This window comes from Exiguobacterium sp. PHA03 (genome assembly GCF_041945985.1).
In the GTDB taxonomy this organism is placed as follows: Bacteria; Bacillota; Bacilli; order Exiguobacteriales; family Exiguobacteriaceae; genus Exiguobacterium_A.
This window is the reverse complement of sequence record NZ_JAUTYQ010000003.1, coordinates 161,660-182,124: the sequence shown is the minus strand read 5'-3', so window position 1 is coordinate 182,124 and position 20,465 is coordinate 161,660. Positions and strand designations below refer to the sequence as shown.

Below are 20,465 nucleotides of genomic sequence, written 5' to 3'. Positions count from 1 at the left end.
GAGAGGAAGTTTTGGAAATGTATGATGCTCAAGCAGTCCAAACATTATCAAGTTGTCTGCAACGCCTGAACGAGGGGAAAGGAATCGAACCCCTCGTCGCAATAGAAGGAACGGAATTGCCAAAGGTCATCAATCGCCTGAAACAATTCGATCCATTAAAAAATGGTTTATCGATCAATGAAATCGTTCATTTGGCAAATGCTCTAATCGGAGAACACATGTCAGCGACGACGATCCAGAACTGGACGAAACGTGAAGTTCGGGACATCATCGGCGTACCGCATCGTGGGAAAAAATACTCGATCAATCAAGCCGCCATCATCTACCTGTTGGATGATTTAAAACACCTCTTCTCGTTAGAAGAAACACGGGAACTGCTGACGATCGTCTTCCAGAACCCAAATATCGATGAGGATGATTTAATCAGCCCTCTTAATTTTTATCTCGTCTATACGCAGCACGCGGAGACAAGTGGACCGATCGAATTAACGGAGAAGCGTCTCAAACGCTCGCTCGAGCGGATTAACGCCTACCGCCCTGAAACTGTTCATGTCTTACAACTCTGCCTCTACGCCCGTCGTGTGTCGCATTTGACACACGAAGCCAAACAACGCCTCCATCATGTCCTGCAAACGACATGATGAAAAAAAGATGCCATCCATGTCATGGAAGGCATCTTTTTTTATTTAAACAGCTGTCAGTGATTTATAGTGGACGTTGTTCGTCAGACTTTTCAGGACAGAGAGTAGTTCGTACATCGAGAGCTTGTCAGCATCCTTGACAAGACGGTATTCATCACCGTCCTGCAATAATTCCGCAACGACTTCTCCGGCTGCACTCCGTACGGAGAATTTTCCTTTTGTCAGGTCGAAGGAAATCGTGAACGTACCACGCTCATATACGTTGTACTCACATTTCTTCGAGAAGAGCGAAAACTTCTCACGCATTTGACCTACCTCTTGTCCATCATGGTTCATCACGACCCACTTCTTACACGTCGGAATGAACTTACCAAACGCTACCCCTCTACCTTCACCATTCATTACTTGAACACGACCATTCTCGTCGTGTTGAACCGCACCAATCATTTGGTGCGCTTCATCATAAATCGCGGCATGACCTTGCGAAAAAACGCAACCCTGCACATAGACAACTTTGCGCAACAGAAATTCTCCTCTCACTGCTAAAACGTGCTGGTTTTTCGTCCCCAGTTTATTTAGACATCCTGTATAGTTTAACTTTCTTTATCTGTATGATATTTCGTTAACGAAAATGATTATTGCACCGTTTCTCCAAATTGACAACCCCCTTTTGTCGACAATCATTCGACATGTTCAATGCAGGTTCATCTCCTTTGCAAATGCGAGCAATTCTTCCCGATCAATGAGGCGAACCTGATTTGGTTCCGCTAGCTGATACGCAGCTTCCGTAAAGGTCGAATTCGTAACGACCCACCCCTCGTCCATCCCGTAGAATGGAACCGAGGCAGCGACCTGTTGAACCGCTTCGAGCCCTACAGCTGCACTATATCGCTTTGCCTGGATGGCAATCTTATACCCTCGTTCATCCTCTATCAACAAATCTGCTCCGAAGTCGCGTGAAGCAGGTGTCAACTCGACCCGATATCCTGCTGTTTCAAATAAATCGGCAAGCCATTCTTCAAATTCTCGTCCTTCCATTCGATCGAGTCGTTTTTCAAGCGACGGCGTTAAAATGGACAAAAGAAGAAAAAGGATACACCCTACTATACTGATGATTAAGATTAAAGGTTCCCAAGAACTCGAAAAAAAATAAGTTCCGAAAATTCCTATCATTGCAAACAAAGTTGCTAGTAACAATCGTTTTCGTTTCAATCGTTTCATCGTACTTTTCCCCTCTACTTCGTCGTGACCTTTTTTTCACTATACTAAAATTCTTCGTCGGTTGCTTCCTTCAACAGGAAATACGACTCGTCTTGCAGAAGTAAACTAACGAGGAAAGACTGTCTTAAAATCCATGGTCGAAGACCAGTCAGGAGGTAGCTCATGGCAGAACATTCATCCCCTTCATCGCTACGAATCATTCACGCGACGATACGTGCTATGAAAGACCCCGTTCTTCTAGTCGATGCGAATGGAAAGATTCAATTTCATAATGATGCTTTTCAACACCAGTTCATGAACGCTCCGAATATCGAAACCGTTCAGGAGCTGTTTCCCATCACGGATGATTTCTTTCCATTACAGAAGGAAGCCGTCATTTCAACGACACATCAATTAACAGTCACAGCGATTGAAGCGACGGACTATTTTCTTGTCCATGTCGCTCCCCTGAAAATCGAGGACTTATTCAATTCAACGCTAGATATTGCTCTATTCATTACCGACTCGGAGTTTCGGATTCAAACCTGTAACGAGGTGGCAAGCACCTTATTCCGTTTCGAGCATGTCGAAGACATCATGGGTCTCCAAGCGACGATTCTACATGATGCAAAGGAAATCGCTACCCGCCGTCAACATCTCGAACAATTGAACTTAAAAGACTTATCGGACGCACAACTTTTTTTACTGCATGGACGGGAAGCCGAAAATGAATGGACCTATCATCGTTTGGATGGCTCAACGTTCCATGGGCGTCTTTATATGACGCGGTTGCCAAACGATACGTACTTCCTACTCATTCAGGACATCACACCGCAAAAACAAATTGAATGGCATCTAACGAAAAGCGAACGCCGCTTCCGACTCTTCTCGGAATCCGTCGTTGAAGCCGTCATCTTTCATGATCACGGAATCATCATCGATGCCAATCGCGCAGCAGAAGTCATTTTTCGGACGAAACTCGAGAAAATGAAAGGCAAGACGACGCTTGAATTGATTCATCCGGATCATCACGCGCGTGTCTTGCAACGCATCGAGGAGCATCGAGAAGAACCGTACGAAGTCCTCGGTCAACGTGCCGACGGAACCTCTGTCGAAATCGAAGTTTTTCCGCGTGAAATCATCTACAATAACATCCGGATGCGTGTCGCAGTCGTTCGTGATATTACAGAACGAAAAAAGATTGAGAAAATGCTTGAACGCGAAAAAAATGCCATCATGCGTCAACGTGACATCACACAATCGATTCTTCAAGCCTCTAATGAAGGATTCCTGCTGACGGAAGAGGATGGAAGTTTCATCTTCATGAACGTCAAAGCACGCAAGTTACTTGATGTACCAGGGATTGCGCCAAGTAAGATCCAAGAACGGATCAGCTTGATCCCGAATCTTGATTTGAATACCCGATTCGATATGTTACGACAAGTCGAAGAGCTACTCGCCGGAAAACATTCTGAACTATCGTTTCGTTTTACGTTGCAGCGACCGAACGAATCAAGTCCACTTTATTTTGAATTTTATGCGACGGCGATCAAGAAGGAAAAGAGTCGTATTTCTCGTCATGGTTTCTTATTCGTTTTCCGTGACCGAACTGAGGAAGCAAAGATGGATCAAGTCAAGGATGAACTTGTCAGTACCGTATCGCATGAGTTACGGACGCCACTCTCATCGATCCTTGGGTATATGGAATTGCTTCGCTACCGAGAGCAACCAGCTGATAAAATCAAACGTTATGTCGAAATCGTTCATGAAGAGACCAAACGGCTGACGACACTATTAAATGAGTTTTTAGATATTCAGCGTCTAGAGGGTGGAAAACAGGAGTATATCTTTACCTCGTTCTCATTACGCGATCTCCTCACATCGACCGTCGATGCCTATCGGGAAACCGTCGAACACCGGATTGAATTGGAACTGCCGGAAGATCCTGTACTCGTTTTTGCGGATGAGCACAAAATCAAGCAAGTCATGTTGAACTTGCTTTCGAATGCTATTAAATACTCTCCACAGGCGGATCACATCCAAGTCCGTCTCTCGGCAAACGAAGAGAAAGCGACGTTCTCCGTGACCGATTACGGACTCGGTATTCCACAAAATGCATTCGACAAACTCTTTACGAAATTTTACCGGGTCGATAACTCGGACATCCGGAAAATTGGTGGTACCGGACTCGGTCTTGCCATCTGTAAGGAAATCATCGAATCACACGGAGGAGCGATTTCAGTTGAATCAGAAATCAATGATGGTTCGACGTTCACCGTCGTTCTCGAACGCGATCCAAGAAAGGAATGGAATTGATGCGGACCTATTTCATGACGGGTTTTCCCGGCTTTTTAGCGACCAAACTAATTGAACAACTCGCACGTATTCCAGATCAAATCGCTTGTTTTCATGTGCTTCATTTATCGTCAGAACGAAACGCAGCTGTTAAGCGACGCGATGATCTTTTAGAACGCACATCCTTACGACCTGAGCAACTCGTGTTGCACGAAGGCGATATCACGCTTGAACAACTTGCTTTGTCGTATGATACACGGATGATCCTGCAACAAGAGGTCACACATATCTTTCATCTCGCCGCACTGTACGATTTAGCTACGGCATATGAACCTGCCTTTCGGATCAATGTCATCGGTACCGCGAACGTGACACAGTTTGCCCACACGTGCCGTGCTTTAGAACGCTACATCTACTTCAGTACAGCGTATGTCTCCGGTCTGCGCTCCGGAACGATTCTCGAAGAGGAATTACAGGCAAGTCGCTTTAAAAATGCTTACGAAGAAACAAAATACCTTGCTGAAGTGCGCTTACGCAAAGAACTCGGAACGATTCCCTATACAATCATCCGCCCCGGCATCGTCGTTGGACATTCTGAAACAGGTGAAACACCGAAATGGGATGGTGTTTATTTCGTTTTGAACGCGATGCGTCTTCTGCAATCCTTTGCTCCTCTTCCGTATCCTGGTCGAGCAAACGCGCTCGTCAATCTCGTGCCATATGATTATGTCATTGAAGCGACTGCTTATCTCAGTCATGCACCCGTCGGAAAAAATAAGACATATCATCTGACGGATCCATTTCCACATGGCGCACGCGCGATTTTCGAGATGTTACATGTCGCCTATTATGGACGTTACCCGCGTGGTATCGTACCATTTCGGCTCATCAGTACAGCGTTGACACCCACCGTCGCAAAACGACTCCAGATGCAACGTCAGACACTCGATTATTTCATCCATCCTGTTCAATACGATACAACACAGGTCTTACGTGATTTACGAGATACTGGAATCATTTGTCCGGACCTAACAGAAACGATGCCTCGGCTCGTCCAGTATTACCAAACACACGCGACACACTAAAAAAGTCCAATCGCTCTTCCCTAAGGGAAGTCGATTGGACTTTTTTTATCGGTTACCCGATCAACATATTTTCTTTTGGATAACGAATCGTCCGGTCTCGTTGTGCCGCAAACGTGAACAAGATCGTCAAGGATCCCACACGCCCGAGCAGCATCATGAACATGATCAAGAACTTCCCAAAGCTATTTAACTCTGGTGTCACATTCAATGATAGACCGACCGTCCCGAATGCAGAGACGGTCTCAAAGAATAGACCGATGAACGATAGATTCGGTTGACTCAACGCAAGGAGCGTCGTAATCAAAGCGATGAACAATAAACTGAAGACAGCAATCGCATACGCTTTTTGGATTGCCTGTGCTTGCACCGTCCGTCGCATCAGAACGGTCTCACGCTGTCCGCGTAGATACGTCCAGACATTCTTTAAGATGACCGCCGCCGTCGTAACCTTGATCCCGGAGCCTGTCGACGCGGAACCTGCTCCAATATACATTAAGACCATCATCAAGCCGATCGAGAGCGGCACCATCGTCGTTAAGTCGATTGTCTGGAAACCAGCCGTCCGTGTCGTGACGACTTGGAAGAATACGATATGAAGTGCATGAAAGAACGACTCGTCGCGTAATGAACCTAAGTGAGACACCCATTCATAGAGCATCATCGCTAAGACACCCAGTCCGTTAATGACGAATAACGACAGCACCATCAATTTCGAGTGTAGGGAGATTTTTTTGAAGCTTCGTTTTCCCGCGATGTCAGCAATGACCGTAAAGCCTAATCCACCAATCATCAAGAGCGCCGCGATCGTCAGGATGAACGTCGTATCTTGTTGGAAACCAATCAAGTTATCGCCCCAAAGTGCGAACCCTGCATTGTTAAAGGCAGATACGGCATGGAACAAACCGTAGTAAAGTGCTTTCCCAAAGCTATATTTGTATTGAATGAACAAATCGAGCGCAATCAAGAACATACCAACAATTTCGACAAGGACTGTCGTGACGATGATATTTCGAACAAGACGAATCGTTCCCCCTGGGCTATCGAGGTTGAACATTTCTTGGATGATGATGCGCTGACGAATTCCGATCTTTCGCCCTGTCACGCTCAGCAAGACGAGCGCAATCGTCATGAAGCCGAGCCCTCCGACCTGAATCAAGAGCATCATGATAAGTTGCCCGAACAGATTAAAGGCTTCCGCGATATTAATCGTCGATAGACCGGTAACGGTTCCGGCAGAAGTCGCGACGAACAAACAATCGATGAAGGAGATATCTTGCCCCTCCTGTTGCGAAATAGGCAACCATAACAAAAAACCACCTAGCAAAATCGTCAATGTGAAACCCGTCGCGATGAAGCGTGCCGGTTTATCGAACAACTGATGGTACATCAATTCACCCACACGACCAAAACGTGCCAGTGGTGAACGTCTTTTATGCGAGAACATCTTACTCCCCCTAGATTTTTTTCAGACAGAATTGTCTTTATCATACTCCCTCGAATTAAGAAGTTCTATCGAAATATGCAATCGACTAAACGTTTTCTTATTTTTTTGGTAAACTAGATAAAAGTGGACGTGTAATCATTAAAGGAGGTTGAGGGAAACAGTGGACCCTAAGACGGCTGATCATTCGATTGAGGATGTCTGGCGAAGGCTGGAACGGCAATCACAATGGATGCCTGCGCAATTGTATTATCAATTTGAGGAACTCTTGTCACTACATTTGGAGCAACCGATTCTAAATGAATTGTATCAAGTGTTAAAAAAATACGACGTACTGACCGATATAGAGCGTGACGAACGAAACGAAAGCATTCAAATGCTAATCGATGAAAACGGCGCTTGATTCTCGGTTTTTGGATTTCCGAGCAGAAGAAGTGTCTTCTGCTCTTTTATTTTTCGTTCTTATACGCATTACATACAGAAAGGTGGCACACATCAATCATGGATATCGTGTCGATAATCGGGATCATACTAGGTCTTATCACATTGATCGGAGGAATGATCTTAAAAGGTGCGCCTCCAGTCGCCCTACTTAACCCTGCAGCCCTCGTCATCATCTTCGTCGGGACAGCCGCTGCCATCATGATTTCCTTCCCGAAGGAACGCCTAAAGGTACTACCGGCACTGTTTAAAGTCATCTTTTTCGAACAAAAATTAATGACGAAACAAGTCTTACTCGGACATTTTCTGACACTTTCGACGCAAGCACGGAAAGAAGGACTGCTGTCATTAGAAGCAGCTTTAGAAGAAGTCGACAATGCGTTCATGAAGCGTGGTGTCATGATGGTCATCGATGGGCAGCCGTCTGAATATGTCGAGGACGTCATGACGCGCGACCTCGAAAACATGACGGAACGGCATCATGCCAATGCAAACATCTTCACGCAAGCTGGAACTTACGCTCCGACCCTTGGGGTTCTCGGTGCCGTCGTCGGTCTTGTTGCCGCTTTATCCGATCTGTCAGATATTGAAAAATTAGGTCATGCGATCTCAGGTGCCTTCATCGCGACGTTGTTCGGGATTTTCACCGGGTATGTCCTTTGGTTCCCGTTCGCAACGAAACTGAAGCAAAAATCAGCGAGCGAGATTCAACTGTACGAGATGATGATCGAAGGCATTCTGTCGATCCAAAACGGTGAATCACCAAAAAACTTAGAAGATAAGCTACTCGTGTACCTGACACCGAAGGAGCGTGCGAACTATGAAGCGGAAAAAGAAGCCGCATGACGAACATATCTCCGAAGGCTGGTTGATTCCCTACGCCGACTTATTGACCTTACTTCTAGCACTCTTCATCGTTCTTTTTGCTTCGAGTAATGTCGATGCCGTCAAGCTAAAAGCGATGTCCCAGTCGTTTAGCTCCGTCTTCAATGGTGGTTCAGGGATGATTACGAACAGCTCGCTCTCCACTCAAGAAGAAGAGGATTCGAAAAAACTCGACGCGCGAACGAAGGCACAAAGCTATGAAATCGCAGAACTCGAGAAGATTAAAGACGAAGCAAACAAATATATCAAAAATGAACAGCTCGAAAAAGACATCAAGGTGGAAATTACAAATGAAGGACTTGTCTTCACGATTCGTGACCGAGCCCTCTTCTCGCCAGCTCAAGCAGAAGTAAGAGGACGCTCGCTTCAAATCGCAGAAGGCATGAGTGCACTACTCGTCAAGGCAGGACAACGTCAGATTCAAGTCTCCGGTCATACGGATAATATCCCAATCAATACGGCACAGTATCCATCAAACTGGGAACTCAGTGCAGACCGGGCGATCAGTTTCATGCGTGCCTTACAACGCAATCCAAAGCTCGAACCAAAACGGTTTACTGTCAGCGGTTACGGAGAGTTCCAACCGATTGCGTCCAATCAAACAGAAGCCGGTCGTAGTCAGAATCGACGTGTCGAGGTATTGATTCGACCATTGATCGACTTAAAAGCAAACGTACTCGACGAAACGAAAGTTAAGTCCGGCACGTAAAAAAAGATCCTTCGTGGTTACCCACGAAGGATCTTTTCAATAATACGGACGAATCATGATATAGACGATGACGCCAGTGAAGCTGACGTATAACCAAAGCGGCATCGTAAAGCGTGTCCATTTTTTATGCTTTTCGAAATTTTGATTCACAGCATGCGCGAGTGACATCAAGACGAGCGGAACGATGACTGCAGCTAGAATGATGTGCGTAATCAAGATGAAGAAATAGATCGGACGAACAAATCCTTCTCCACCAAACTTCGTCGATTCACTGACTGCATGGTACGTGACGTATGAAATCAAGAATAGCGTTGTCGTCGTCATCGCACCACCAATGAAGCGGCGATGATTCACGCGGTTACCGCGACGAATCGAAATCCATGCGCCGAGCAACAGCATGAAGGTAAAGCTATTAAAGATGGCGTTCAAAAAAGGAAGTAACGTCCAATCGAATCCTGAGTCGACTTGTACAGGTGGCGCAAAAAATAAGAGAGCCACGAGTAGGTTGATGACAAGAGTCAACAGGATGACGAGTGGGACAAAATTCCGTTTAGTAGCAGGTTGTTGCATGAATCATTCTCCTTGTTTCCAGTCGAAATAACGTTTCAACCATTTTGGGATCGGACCAGCGAATAAACGCTCACGCCAGTAGACATCAGCAGCACGCTGAACGGCAGCACCACGAATCGGATACGGATGCACGACACGTGACAGTTGACCGACCTTATCTTTACGTGCCATTGCATAGACGACTTCTTGCATCCACTCGCCGGCTTGTTCTCCGATCGCATGTGCCCCGATCAGTTTCCCGCGTTTATCGGCGATGAGCTTGACGCGCCCTTCCGTCTGACCATTGATGACGAAACGATCCACTTCATCGAGACCCGTCTGGTAGACTTTGATGTCACCGTGTTTCTTACGTGCTTCTTCTTCTGTCAAACCGAGATGGAACAATTCAGGCGTTGTGAATGTTACCCACGGGACCGCTCGATAATCAGGTTTCGTCCGTAAACCGAACAAAGCATTTGTGACGACGGTTTTTCCTTCTAGTCCTGCGACGTGCGTAAACGGTAAGGAATCAATCGTATCTCCGACGGCAAAGATATGCCGCTGACTTGTCCGGAGCGAACCGTCGACTTGGACGAATCCTTTTTCGACATGAACACCAGCCCGGTCAAGACGTAACGCCTCGATGCGTGGCTTACGACCGACCGCGACAAGAACGGCATCCGTTTCGATGACACGTGATTCCCCATTTGCTTCGACCGTCACTTCGATGCCTCCAGCTGACTTGCGGACATGCGTGACCTTCGTATCGAGATGCAACGTCAATTCTTGCTCGAGCTGACGTTGAATGACTTCGACCATGTCACGATCTTCTTTTCCGAGCAGCGTCTTCATGCCCTCGATAACTGTGACTTCCGTTCCGAGGTGTGCGTAAGCTTGCGACAGCTCAAGACCGATCGCCCCACCACCAATAACGAGCAGCCGCTCAGGACGCTCTGTTAATTCAAAGATCGTCTCGTTCGTTAAATAATCGATCGTATCTAGTCCATCAATCGGTGGAATGATCGGTTGGGATCCTGTTGAGATCGCAAACTTTTCACCAACGACAAGCTGTCCCGCTACTTCGACTTCATGTGCACTAAGGAATGTCGCTTCTCCGATATAGACATCGACACCAAGATCTTCAAATCGTTTCGTTCCATCATGTGATTGAATGATGTTACGCGCACGATCAACGCTTGCTTTCGTTTTAGAATAGACCGCGTCTCCGTTCAGCGTCACGTTGTATTTTTCAGCCGTCCGCTTCATGACGTGCACGTCGTGTGCGGCTTCAATCAAAGCCTTTGAAGGAACACAACCATAATGGAGACAATCTCCACCTAGATGTGCATGACGTTCAATCAGGGCAACATGTGCACCAAGACTTGCTGCACCGGCAGCAATCGTCATTCCGGCTGCACCACCACCGATGACAACTAATTGATAGGTCTTCATCGCAAACCCTCCTCATACCGACGTGTGATGTCTTCCATCCGTTTACGGTTGACGCCCCAGTCAGAGTATCCGACACGTGATGCCGAACGGAAATGAATCACTTGTGCGGCTTCATCGAAGTAAAATTCGACGTCATCCTTGAAGCGAAAGACTTTACTCGTAAAGATGGCATGGATGTATGTTCCTTCCTCCTTAACGATTTTGACTCGGTCGAGGCTTTGTAGAATACGTAAGAGGTGGAACTTCGAATCCGCAAGCGTTCCTTTGAACGGGAGCGGACGCATTTTCATATCCTGTAGATCGGTTTGAGTAGATACCGCATTCGGTTTTCCGGAGAGCGGTTGAAGCGTACCATTTGAAACACCAAGTGCCATGACTGATTCCTCCGTTTCCTATCATCTGATCCATTTCGTACTATAATCCACTTTACTTTACCAGTTTCTGTTTCACTCTGCCTGTCTGAGTGTTTACGCTTTCGTGACAGGGAGCAGAATCGTCGCGATGACGCCGCCTTCTGGCTGATTGTCGATGAATAGCTTGCCTTCATGTGCTTCAACAAGCTCTCGACAAATCGATAGCCCGAGTCCCGTTCCGCCCTTTCCTTTTTGCACTTGATAAAACTTTTCCGTGACATGACGTAGGTGTTCTTTCGGAATACCAGGTCCTTCGTCACTGAAAGAAAGGAATAACACACGCTCGGAACGAACGAGTCGAACCGTAATCGCTCCTCCAATTGGTGAAAAACGGATTGCATTATCAAGCAGGTTCAAGAAGACTTGTTTCAATCGGTTTTCGTCGTATAGACCAATGACTTGCGCCGGTAACTTTTGCACAATCTGAACATTTTTCTCTTCCAGCTTTTGACGTAGTTGCGCTGCGACGGTCTCGATGATTTCCGTTAAGTTGACTTCCTGACGGTATAGGACGAGACGACTCGTCTCGAGTTTTGAGAAATCGAGTAACTGTTCAACGAGCGAAATCAAACGCTCCGTCTCTGAATGAATGATGCCCATCCCAAGCGACGCCTCTTCCGGCAACTGATCCTGTTCGACGAGTAACGTCTCACTCCAGCCTTTGATCGATGTCAACGGTGTCCGTAACTCATGGGAGATACCCGAAATGAATTCATCTTTCAATGTTTCCTGTTGTTTGATCTGTTGCCCCATATAATTGATCGTCCGTGCTAGTTCTCCAAGTTCGAACGAATACTCCTCGTTCACCTTAACGTCGTAATGTTGTTTCGCGATTTGGTCCGACGCACCGATTACCTCTTGGATAGGTCGAACGATCGAAGACACCAGACGTGAGGAATAAATGAAGGCAAGTCCCCAAACTACTGTACCCAAGAGGACGATTGCTAAACAAATTTCAATCACACGTCGGTCGATTCGTTCAAGCGATGTCGTATAACGGAGCGCTCCCGTCGTCTGACCGAATGACACGACAGGTTCCGTCACTTCCAGCAAATGCTCTCCCGTCGCCTCATCGTCATATCGTTTCGTGACGGTTTGACCCGCTCTTACTTGATTGACTGCCTCTCGCGTCAATTTACGTTGCGAAATGAACCCTGTCGAGGAATAACGCGGAATGCCTGTCGCATCCAACACTTCGATTTCTGCATCTGGATAGGCATAAGAATCGAGTACATCATGAATCGTCGCTTCTGAATCCGTGTAATCATAAGCGAGACCACTATTTGCAAACAACACCGCACTCGCATTCGCATGACGTTTCAAGACATCCGTCGCCGTCACGTAATAGTAGTTATAGGTCACGAATGAGAGAATCCCGATGACAAGTAGGACCGTCACCGTGATGATCGTCATGAATCGCATTAATATCTGGCGCTTCATTCTTCGTTACGCCACTTGTATCCATGTCCCCACAGTGTCTCGATGAACTTCGGTTCCGCTGGATTTTCTTCGATTTTTTGACGAAGACGGCGAATGTTGACATCGACTGTCTTTCGATCGCCGAAATAGTTCTCGCCCCATACCGCATCGAGTAGTTCATCTCGCGACATGACTTGATCCTCATTTTTAATGAAATGACAAAGTAAATCATATTCAGTCGGCGTCACTTCGACGTCAATGCCGTCTTTTTGGACACGCTTCGCTCCTAAATCAATTCGGAACGGTCCAGAAACAAGTTCACGCGGCTGTTTTCTGCGGCGTAATGTCTCTACCCGTCGCAGGAGCGACTGGATACGTGCGAGTAATTCTGCTGGACTGAACGGCTTCGCGATGTAGTCATCCGCCCCTACGCTTAGTCCCATGACTTTATCTTCTTCTCGCGTCCGTGCCGTCAGCATGATGATCCCGACCACTTCATCCTTCGCCCGCGCCTGTTCACAGACAGCGAAACCATCGACTTCCGGCATCATGATATCCAGTAACAGAATATCAAAGGTTTGTTGATCAAATTGCGCGAGTGCCTCTTTTCCGTTTTCCGCTTCAATGACGTCATAGCCTGCCCGTTTCAAATTGATGACGATGAAACTGCGAATCGCGTGTTCATCCTCGGCTACTAGTATTTTGGTCATTCTTTTCTCCCCCTGATTCTTTATTCCACGAGTGTGACACGATTGACGAACATTTCATAATCCTTCGTCGCATCGATCACATAGACATAATCGATGCCCTCTTTAATTTTTCGTTTTTGGTCACTAGCAATGTATTGATTCTTTGGAATGATCTCTAATTCAAAATCAACCTGCTTCGTATCCCGATTGATGAAACGAACGCGATTTTCACGTTTTTCGATCGTTTCCCGTGTCGCCCAATTGGCCGGGAAACGCATAACGAAATTGTATTCCTGATCAATGTACTGCTCTTCCCGTAGTTCGAATCCACTCTCAAGAAATGGCGGATTGTCCGATCCATTCCATGTGTAGTACGCGGTGATACGTGGCTTCGGCTCACCTTCACGCCCTTCACTACCGCCCGGCGTATATTGATGACCGAACTCGACGATTCCGTCTTGATCGACATCCTTCGGAAACGTATACATCGGTTCAACGATCTCATCGACTTGACCGAAGCGCACTTGTTCCAACGTATCGTTCGCTAAACGGAATAATGCGATGTGCATCTTAGCATCACGTGTATAAGAGACAATCAAGCCTTTATTGCGCGCAGCATTGATCGTATCGACTTCAAATAAATCATGTTCTGCGAATAAATCGCCATCTTTTGTCGCTAGCGTCGTCTCTTGACGCTTTTTCGACAAGATATCCTTATAATAGATCAAACGAGATGGACTTCCCTTTTGTAGAAGCACCATATCTCGCTCGCGATCTTGATTCAAATCATCCACCGACAGGCGGTCATACCGATCCACCTTCGTGACATCTCGTTGCTTCGACAACAGCTGTTCAATGATATATAACGTGTTTTCACCATAACTGGTAATCCCGATGACTAAATGGTTTTGTTTATGTTGCGCGTCAGATACGACTTCGAGTCGATCGATGGCTCGCCCATCAGCAACTGTCTGCCGTGTCACAAGTCGCCATTTTTCACCTTGTCGTTCATGAACGAGAAGATGAATCGTGAAACGTCCATCCTGCTCACTACGGTAGAAGGTGATCGCCTCATCCTTACCGTTTCGATCTAAATCAACGAGTTCGTATAGACGGGATACTGCTTGATTTCGTGGCGCCACGATTTCTGCCTGTTTCGGCAAATCGCGGTCAATCCGCTCTTTCAACGACTGCTCCCATGCCGGAAGGGACGGATGTTGGAGTAGAGAGGCGGGATGCGGAAACATCGTACTGCATCCTGCTAATAATAGACTTGATATGATCATGAAGAGATATTTCATAAAGTTGGAATCCTTTCCGTACGGGCTCTGTTTCCACTTTATCATACTCTCTCAATGGAGAGTATATTGTCGAATGGGACACAAGTTGTTACGATATACAGATAATTGAAAGGGGTTTGAATGTATGACGTACAAAATGATTGTTCTCGATTTAGATGATACCTTGTTGACAAGTGATCATACGATTTCACCACGTACGAAAGAAGCCTTACTTGCTGCGCAACGTCGCGGGAAGAAAGTCGTTCTTGCAAGCGGTCGTCCGACATATGCGATGCTTGATCTTGCAGAAGAACTAGAACTCGCACGATACGGAAGCTACATCCTGAGCTTCAACGGAGCTTCGATCATCGATTGCAAAACGAACGAATCACTTTTCCTCAGTACCCTCTCTCCGGAGACGGTCCATCGTCTTTATGATGTAAGTAAACGGGAGGATGTCTACATTCACACGTATGTCGGACATGAGATTCTGACAGAACAACCGAACGAGTATACGACACTCGAAGGACAATTGACTGGTATGGACGTCATTCCCGTCGCTGATTTTAAAACAGCGATTCAAACACCTGTCGTCAAGTGTTTAATGATGGCAGAAGAGACACACCTCGCGCGGGTCGAGCAGACGCTTCAACAAGAGCTTGCAGGGGAACTCGCGGTTGCTCGCTCAAAGCCATTTTTCCTTGAATTCACGGAAGACGGTGTCACAAAAGGCACAAGCCTTGCCTTACTGTCTGAGAAGCTTGGTATCGCTCAGGAAGAAGTCATTGCTTGTGGAGACGGCAACAACGATCTATCGATGATCGAATGGGCAGGTCTTGGCGTCGCGATGGCGAATGCAGCCGATACCGTTAAAGAAAAAGCCCAGTATATGACTGCTTCGAACGATGAAGATGGTGTCGCCCTCGTCGTCGAAAAGTTCATGATGGATGAAGAACCGACTATCTCAAGTCACTAAGTAACTCAAAAAAGCGTGTGTTCCGCATTCAACGGAACACACGCTTTTGATTTACGATAAACACCAGTCAATTGGCTCTCTTCCCTGCTCTTTCAGCCAAGCATTCGTTTGCGAATAAGGTTTGCTACCGAAAAATCCTCGGCTCGCTGATAAGGGACTTGGATGAACGGCTTCGAGAACAAGATGACGATTCGTATCAATCAGCACCTTTTTACTCTTCGCGTGATTTCCCCATAGGATGAACACGATCGGTTGTGTCTGTGTTCCTAGGACTTCAATGACCCGATCCGTGAATGATGCCCAGCCTTTTTTAGCATGCGATCCCGCTTTTCCTTCTTCAACCGTGAGCGACGTATTCAGTAAAAAGACACCTTGTCGTGACCAAGCTTCGAGATTTCCGGATGTAGGAGCCGGACAACCGATATCCGCGACGAGTTCCTTATACATGTTTCGAAGGGACGGCGGGATCGGAACTCCGTCATGGACAGAAAAGCTGAGTCCGTTCGCTTGTCCTGGACCATGGTAGGGATCTTGTCCTAAAATGACGCACCGGACGTCTTCCGGTGCGACCGCATCAAACGCATGAAAGATCCGCTCTTTCGGAGGATAGACGGTCGTCGTTTGATAGGCTTCCTTCAAAAAAGCCCACAATTCCTGAAAATAAGGTTTTTCCTTTTCTTCTTTTAACACCGTTTGCCAAGATGGATGCACATGGATCCGCTCCTTTTTCAGTCTCAAGTCGCTGTTCGTACGTCTTGATTCTGCTATGATGGATGATGAGGTGGGAAACTATGATTCAGACAAAACAATTATTTGGACTACCATTCGTCGATGCGACACCTTCGCAATGGTATACCCATATTAAAACAATCTTACACGACCGCGGAAAAGCCTTTCTTGTCACGGCGAATCCTGAGCTCGTGTTGCGTGCATTGCGCGAACCTTCTTACGAAGCCATTTTACGGCAGGCGACGTTTATCACACCAGATGGAATTGGTGTGACCGCTGCCAGTAAACGAATGGGAGCGCCCCTCACTGCGACATTGCCAGGGATCGAGACGGCACGTGAACTATTGCGGACGGCAGATGCACTGAAGAAGCGTGTCTTTTTGCTTGGTGGACGCCCGGAAGTTATGAAATCGTTGATCCATCAGTTATCGATTCGTTTTCCGAACATCCGCTTCGTCGGAACGTTTCACGGTTTTGGAAAGACAGAGGAAGCAACGCAAGCGATCGCAGAAGCACAAGCTGATCTTATCCTCGTCGCACTCGGTGCGCCAAAACAGGAGGAATGGATCGCTTCTGTTTATGATCAAGTCGATCACGGCATCTTCATCGGTGTCGGTGGTGCATTCGATGTCTGGTCCGGACATAGTAAGCGTGCTCCAAAATTATTCCGTCGCCTCAAGCTAGAGTGGCTCTATCGTATCTCGACGCATCCCCGCGGCTTTGAGAAATTAAAAGATTTGTTGCTCTTCCTGACGCTTGTGCTTCGCAAAAAATCAACGCTCTCTTAACTCAATACAAATACAAAAAGGCTCCCGACACGGCGGGAGCCTTTTTTACGCTTATCTTATGCGTTGACAGTCGAGAATGAACGACCGAGTTCTTTCGCTTTTGCGATTGCTGCTTCTTTGATTTCTTCTGCTTTTTCTGGGTTCATCGCCATACCTTCGATGAAGAGGGCATCGTAGTCTGTTACACCAGTGAAAGCAAGTGCTTGACGGAGGTAGTCATCACCGAAGTTAAGACCAGATCCTGTGTACACGCCACCTGTCGCTTGGATGTGGAGTGCTTTTTTGCCTTCCATCAAACCTTTAGGACCTTCTGCAGTGTAAGCGAATGTTTTACCTGCAAGAAGTACGCTGTCGATGTACATTTTGAGACGTGCTGGGAAAGAGAAGTTCCACATTGGTGTGACGAAGACATACTCATCTGCTTCCATGTATTGTTCGAGATGTTTTGTCATCGTACCAACTTTTGCGATCTCCACTTCTGTTAATTCTTCGCCTGTTGCGAATTTGCCCCATGCGCTTAACACGTCTGTGTCGATTTCTTGGACTGTTTCGTTATATAGGTCAAGAACTTCTACTTCAGCTGAAGGATTCGCTGCTTTGTAGCTTTCGAGGAATGCTTCACCGACTTGAAGGCTGAAAGAGTGTTCTGTAGCTTTTGGGTTAACAGTTACATAAAGTAATTTAGTCATTATTATTTCTCCCTTTTATTTAAAGTAAATTCTGTAACTAAACATACCAACCACCTTTTCGTTTGTCAATTAGTTTGACTTCTGATTGTAGAAAAAAGCTCAAGTCCGTGACTTGAGCCTTTTCCATCATATGAGTGCTAATCCTTATGCATTTTCGAGCGGCGTATAATGTTCGGCTCGTAAACCGATTCGTTTCAATTGATCAATCAACTGTTCCTTTTCCGACACTGACAAATCCTTGAACAAGTCTGCTAAAAAGGCTTCATGCTTCGGGAATGTCTCTTCCATCAGTTCGCGTCCAGCTTCCGTTAATGTTCCAAACGTGACACGACGATCCGTCGCACATGATTTTCGCGCAATCAATCCACGCTTTTCGAGTTTATCGACGACATACGTCACACTGCCGCTCGTTAACAGAATTTTATCGCCAATCTGTTGTAAAGGCGTATCCCCTTTGTGGTAAAGCAATTCCAGGACTCCGAATTCCGATAAATTCAACTGATGTGTTTTGATGTCTGCCTTTACTTGCTCCGTCACCGCATGCATCGTCCGAGATAGAACAACGAGCATTTTTAATGCCAGCTTCGAGTCTGTCGATTCCATTTTACGTTCGCCCCTCTTTGTGTTGTATCGTCACAATCATAGACTTCTTTGTCTACTCGGTCAATTCTTGCTGAATTTTCTCAATCAATCCATTGCTCAAAAATAGTTCTTGCCGTGAAACGCGTTTCATACCCTATCGTCTTGATATACACTAAAAAGGAGGTAATCATCATGTCGATCCATACTCGGTTAACCCAGCTATTCAAGCGGAATGTTGCTTTTGAATGGGCGATTGAACAATTGCACACACCAGCAGGCTATTATTTGTGTCAACACACGTTGGTTGATCAATATCCTGATTTGTCTCCTCAAGAAAAAACACGACTGCTCTCAAAAATCAATGAATTGGCTGAACAGACATCTCCATTCTCGGCTCCCGTCTCCCGACAGGATTGGCGCCGACTTGAACAACGATTATCTCGCCAGACCTAAAGGAGGGATGCGCGATGACGAACATCCGAGACTTGGCACGTGAAGCAAACGTGTCCGTCACGACAGTCTCACGTGTACTAAATGATCACCCATACGTGGCGAACGAGAAGCGACAAGCTGTCCGAGAAGCGATAGTAAAACTTGGCTATATCCGTAATCAAACCGCTGTCCATCTTTCGACGGGCATGACGAAGACGGTCGGTGTCATGCTCCCATTCGTTGATCATCCATATCACGCCGCCATTCTCCAAGGCATCGCACAAGCGGCTTTTGACGCCAGTTATCGTTTCTTGACGTGGCAAACGAATTATGTGGAAACGCATGAGCAACTCGCTCTTGATGCGCTAGCGCAACAGGAGATCGACGCACTCATCGTCGTGTCGCACAGCCTTCCGTTATCAGCGATTTTACCGTACGAACGCTATGGACCGATTGTCTTTTGTGAACACCACGAAGACGTCGCTGCTGTCTATATCGATCACTATACGGCCTTTCAACAGGGACTTGCACATCTACGACAACAAGGACATACAAGCATTGGTATTTGTCTCTGGCGCCCCGACAGTACGAATAGTTTGGCGCGTAAACATGCGTATCAAGAAGTTGTCAGTGACGCGTTCGTCTACGAACAGACATTGACGATCGAAGATGGTGCGAACGTCGCAAGGCGCTGGATGCAACAGAAACAACGACCGAGCGCCATCTTGACTGCCAGTGATCACGTTGCCGCGGGACTGATCTTGGAACTACGAAAACAAGGCTATCAGGTCCCGGGAGATCTCTCTGTCATTGGCTTTGATGGAAGTGAACTCGCTGAAGTCTTATCGATGACGACGATCGCGATTCCATATGCTACGATCGGACGACATGCTTTTCAGCTAACAGTTCGAAACGATATGAATATTCGTCCGCAAATCGAAGTACCGTCAACATTCATTGCTGGAACGACCGTTCTTCCTTATACCTGAATCCATATAAAAAAGCGACGAGTTCATCGATTTGAATTCGTCGCTTCATTTCGTTTAAAGTGCCCCTGCTGCTACATACCGTGATCCCCAGTAGCCGCCACGGAATGATTCTTTGACAACTCTTCCATAATACGAGTTCGCATTGATCATCGTACTCCCATCGACAGCGATCCCAACGTGCTGAATGCCACTACCGTGTGTAAAGAAGACGAGATCCCCGGCACCAGGAGCTGTACGTTTCGTCGATGAATACTGAGCAGCTGCTGTGCGCGGAAGTGATTTTCCTAGTGCTTGATAGACGTAACGTGTAAATCCAGAGCAATCAAAGCTAACTGGACCCGTCGCGCCAAAAACATAAGGGCGTCCTTTAAGACCTTCCGCTACCGATACGATTGTTGACCCTGTTTTGCTCAATCCTTTTGTTGCTTTTGCATTGTATGCTTTCGTATACATCGAAGCGATATACGCTGTTTTTCCTTGATGACGAATTTGGTACCAATCTTTCACTTTTCCGCTCACTGCCACGGACTGTCCAAGTTTCAATTGACCGACTCGCTTACTCGATGCTGTCGCTTTCGCTCGGATATTTAACACATCCACGGAGATCGTGACTTTCTTACTCGTTGCGGCTTGTGTTGATGACGGAACGAGTGTCCAGCTACTGATTAGTAACGTTAAGGTTAGCAAAACGCGAGTGACAGTTTTCATCGATCATTCTCCTCTTATGTATGAGTATAATATGCACTTGAATTGTCAGATAATTTCTGTTTTTATCCTATCA

At 46.5% G+C, this 20,465-nt stretch carries 23 protein-coding genes; 10 read left to right on the top strand and 13 right to left on the bottom strand.

Annotated elements, in window-relative coordinates:
- Positions 1–17: 17 nt before the first annotated feature.
- Positions 18–641 carry a DUF1836 domain-containing protein gene (locus tag Q7C19_RS13450; RefSeq protein ID WP_035412080.1) on the top strand — a complete coding sequence of 208 codons (624 nt, stop codon included), beginning with the start codon at positions 18–20 and terminating at the stop codon, positions 639–641.
- 45 nt (positions 642–686) lie between these two features.
- Here Q7C19_RS13450 and Q7C19_RS13445 read toward each other — a convergent pair whose 3' ends face one another.
- Positions 687–1,163, bottom strand: a complete 477-nt coding sequence (locus Q7C19_RS13445; protein WP_023469691.1) for an LURP-one-related family protein — start codon at positions 1,161–1,163, stop codon at positions 687–689.
- Between the two features lie 171 nt (positions 1,164–1,334).
- On the bottom strand, positions 1,335–1,721 hold the full coding sequence (locus Q7C19_RS13440; RefSeq protein ID WP_230088865.1) for a restriction endonuclease: 387 nt from the start codon (positions 1,719–1,721) through the stop codon (positions 1,335–1,337).
- A 303-nt stretch (positions 1,722–2,024) separates the two neighbouring features.
- Between Q7C19_RS13440 and Q7C19_RS13435 the strand changes: the two genes are divergently transcribed.
- Together Q7C19_RS13435 and Q7C19_RS13430 are read left to right on the top strand one after the other, a co-directional pair.
- The gene (locus Q7C19_RS13435; RefSeq protein ID WP_375092319.1) at positions 2,025–4,157 is read left to right on the top strand and encodes a PAS domain-containing sensor histidine kinase; all 2,133 of its coding nucleotides are present in this window, start codon (positions 2,025–2,027) and stop codon (positions 4,155–4,157) included.
- Between the two features lie 14 nt (positions 4,158–4,171).
- Positions 4,172–5,221 carry an SDR family oxidoreductase gene (locus Q7C19_RS13430; protein ID WP_375092318.1) on the top strand — a complete coding sequence of 350 codons (1,050 nt, stop codon included), beginning with the start codon at positions 4,172–4,174 and terminating at the stop codon, positions 5,219–5,221.
- A 52-nt stretch (positions 5,222–5,273) separates the two neighbouring features.
- Here the strand turns inward: Q7C19_RS13430 and Q7C19_RS13425 are convergent, their stop codons facing one another.
- Positions 5,274–6,665, bottom strand: a complete 1,392-nt coding sequence (locus Q7C19_RS13425; protein ID WP_035412070.1) for a TrkH family potassium uptake protein — start codon at positions 6,663–6,665, stop codon at positions 5,274–5,276.
- 160 nt (positions 6,666–6,825) lie between these two features.
- Between Q7C19_RS13425 and Q7C19_RS13420 the strand changes: the two genes are divergently transcribed.
- The 3 genes from Q7C19_RS13420 (at position 6,826) to Q7C19_RS13410 (ending at position 8,697) form a co-directional block, all read left to right on the top strand.
- Positions 6,826–7,065 (top strand): hypothetical protein, encoded by a 240-nt coding sequence (locus tag Q7C19_RS13420; protein WP_023469697.1) that lies wholly within the window; start codon positions 6,826–6,828, stop codon positions 7,063–7,065.
- A 98-nt stretch (positions 7,066–7,163) separates the two neighbouring features.
- Complete coding sequence (motA, locus tag Q7C19_RS13415; RefSeq protein WP_375092317.1) at positions 7,164–7,949, top strand: flagellar motor stator protein MotA; 786 nt, start codon at positions 7,164–7,166, stop codon at positions 7,947–7,949.
- Complete coding sequence (locus tag Q7C19_RS13410; RefSeq protein WP_035412064.1) at positions 7,924–8,697, top strand: flagellar motor protein MotB; 774 nt, start codon at positions 7,924–7,926, stop codon at positions 8,695–8,697. The genes motA and Q7C19_RS13410 overlap by 26 nt, the downstream gene beginning before the upstream one ends.
- Before the next feature lie 36 nt (positions 8,698–8,733).
- On the opposite strand, the gene Q7C19_RS13405 is transcribed toward Q7C19_RS13410, so the two are convergent.
- The 6 genes from Q7C19_RS13405 to Q7C19_RS13380 all read right to left on the bottom strand — a co-directional run bounded on the left by Q7C19_RS13405 (position 8,734) and on the right by Q7C19_RS13380 (position 14,505).
- The gene (locus tag Q7C19_RS13405) at positions 8,734–9,267 is read right to left on the bottom strand and encodes a DUF420 domain-containing protein (RefSeq protein WP_056064864.1); all 534 of its coding nucleotides are present in this window, start codon (positions 9,265–9,267) and stop codon (positions 8,734–8,736) included.
- A 3-nt stretch (positions 9,268–9,270) separates the two neighbouring features.
- Positions 9,271–10,698, bottom strand: coding sequence for a dihydrolipoyl dehydrogenase family protein (locus Q7C19_RS13400; protein WP_035412058.1), 1,428 nt, complete (start codon positions 10,696–10,698; stop codon positions 9,271–9,273).
- Complete coding sequence (locus Q7C19_RS13395) at positions 10,695–11,072, bottom strand: DUF1499 domain-containing protein (protein WP_056064860.1); 378 nt, start codon at positions 11,070–11,072, stop codon at positions 10,695–10,697. Before Q7C19_RS13395 ends, Q7C19_RS13400 begins: the two co-directional genes overlap by 4 nt.
- Positions 11,073–11,165: 93 nt before the next feature.
- The gene (locus Q7C19_RS13390; protein ID WP_368916083.1) at positions 11,166–12,524 is read right to left on the bottom strand and encodes a sensor histidine kinase; all 1,359 of its coding nucleotides are present in this window, start codon (positions 12,522–12,524) and stop codon (positions 11,166–11,168) included.
- Between the two features lie 23 nt (positions 12,525–12,547).
- Entirely contained in the window at positions 12,548–13,240 is a 693-nt protein-coding gene (locus tag Q7C19_RS13385; RefSeq protein WP_035412051.1) for a response regulator transcription factor, read from the bottom strand.
- 20 nt (positions 13,241–13,260) lie between these two features.
- On the bottom strand, positions 13,261–14,505 hold the full coding sequence (locus Q7C19_RS13380; protein ID WP_308102287.1) for a hypothetical protein: 1,245 nt from the start codon (positions 14,503–14,505) through the stop codon (positions 13,261–13,263).
- A gap of 139 nt (positions 14,506–14,644) precedes the next feature.
- On the opposite strand from Q7C19_RS13380, the gene Q7C19_RS13375 reads away from it, so the two are divergent.
- Entirely contained in the window at positions 14,645–15,475 is an 831-nt protein-coding gene (locus Q7C19_RS13375; RefSeq protein WP_290755363.1) for a Cof-type HAD-IIB family hydrolase, read from the top strand.
- A 51-nt stretch (positions 15,476–15,526) separates the two neighbouring features.
- Here the strand turns inward: Q7C19_RS13375 and ung are convergent, their stop codons facing one another.
- Positions 15,527–16,186, bottom strand: coding sequence for a uracil-DNA glycosylase (gene ung / locus Q7C19_RS13370; protein ID WP_290774380.1), 660 nt, complete (start codon positions 16,184–16,186; stop codon positions 15,527–15,529).
- 80 nt (positions 16,187–16,266) lie between these two features.
- Between ung and Q7C19_RS13365 the strand changes: the two genes are divergently transcribed.
- Complete coding sequence (locus tag Q7C19_RS13365) at positions 16,267–16,992, top strand: WecB/TagA/CpsF family glycosyltransferase (RefSeq protein ID WP_035412042.1); 726 nt, start codon at positions 16,267–16,269, stop codon at positions 16,990–16,992.
- A 56-nt stretch (positions 16,993–17,048) separates the two neighbouring features.
- Here Q7C19_RS13365 and Q7C19_RS13360 read toward each other — a convergent pair whose 3' ends face one another.
- Entirely contained in the window at positions 17,049–17,681 is a 633-nt protein-coding gene (locus tag Q7C19_RS13360) for an NAD(P)H-dependent oxidoreductase (protein WP_023469709.1), read from the bottom strand.
- Positions 17,682–17,825: 144 nt separating this feature from the next.
- Entirely contained in the window at positions 17,826–18,284 is a 459-nt protein-coding gene (locus tag Q7C19_RS13355; RefSeq protein WP_035412039.1) for a MarR family winged helix-turn-helix transcriptional regulator, read from the bottom strand.
- 171 nt (positions 18,285–18,455) lie between these two features.
- On the opposite strand from Q7C19_RS13355, the gene Q7C19_RS13350 reads away from it, so the two are divergent.
- Positions 18,456–18,716, top strand: a complete 261-nt coding sequence (locus Q7C19_RS13350; protein WP_035412036.1) for a hypothetical protein — start codon at positions 18,456–18,458, stop codon at positions 18,714–18,716.
- Positions 18,717–18,730: 14 nt separating this feature from the next.
- The gene (locus Q7C19_RS13345; RefSeq protein ID WP_035412034.1) at positions 18,731–19,684 is read left to right on the top strand and encodes a LacI family DNA-binding transcriptional regulator; all 954 of its coding nucleotides are present in this window, start codon (positions 18,731–18,733) and stop codon (positions 19,682–19,684) included.
- A gap of 54 nt (positions 19,685–19,738) precedes the next feature.
- Here the strand turns inward: Q7C19_RS13345 and Q7C19_RS13340 are convergent, their stop codons facing one another.
- A complete protein-coding gene (locus Q7C19_RS13340; protein WP_035412031.1) occupies positions 19,739–20,392 on the bottom strand; it encodes a C40 family peptidase in 654 nt (217 codons plus the stop codon).
- Between the last annotated feature and the right edge of the window lie 73 nt (positions 20,393–20,465).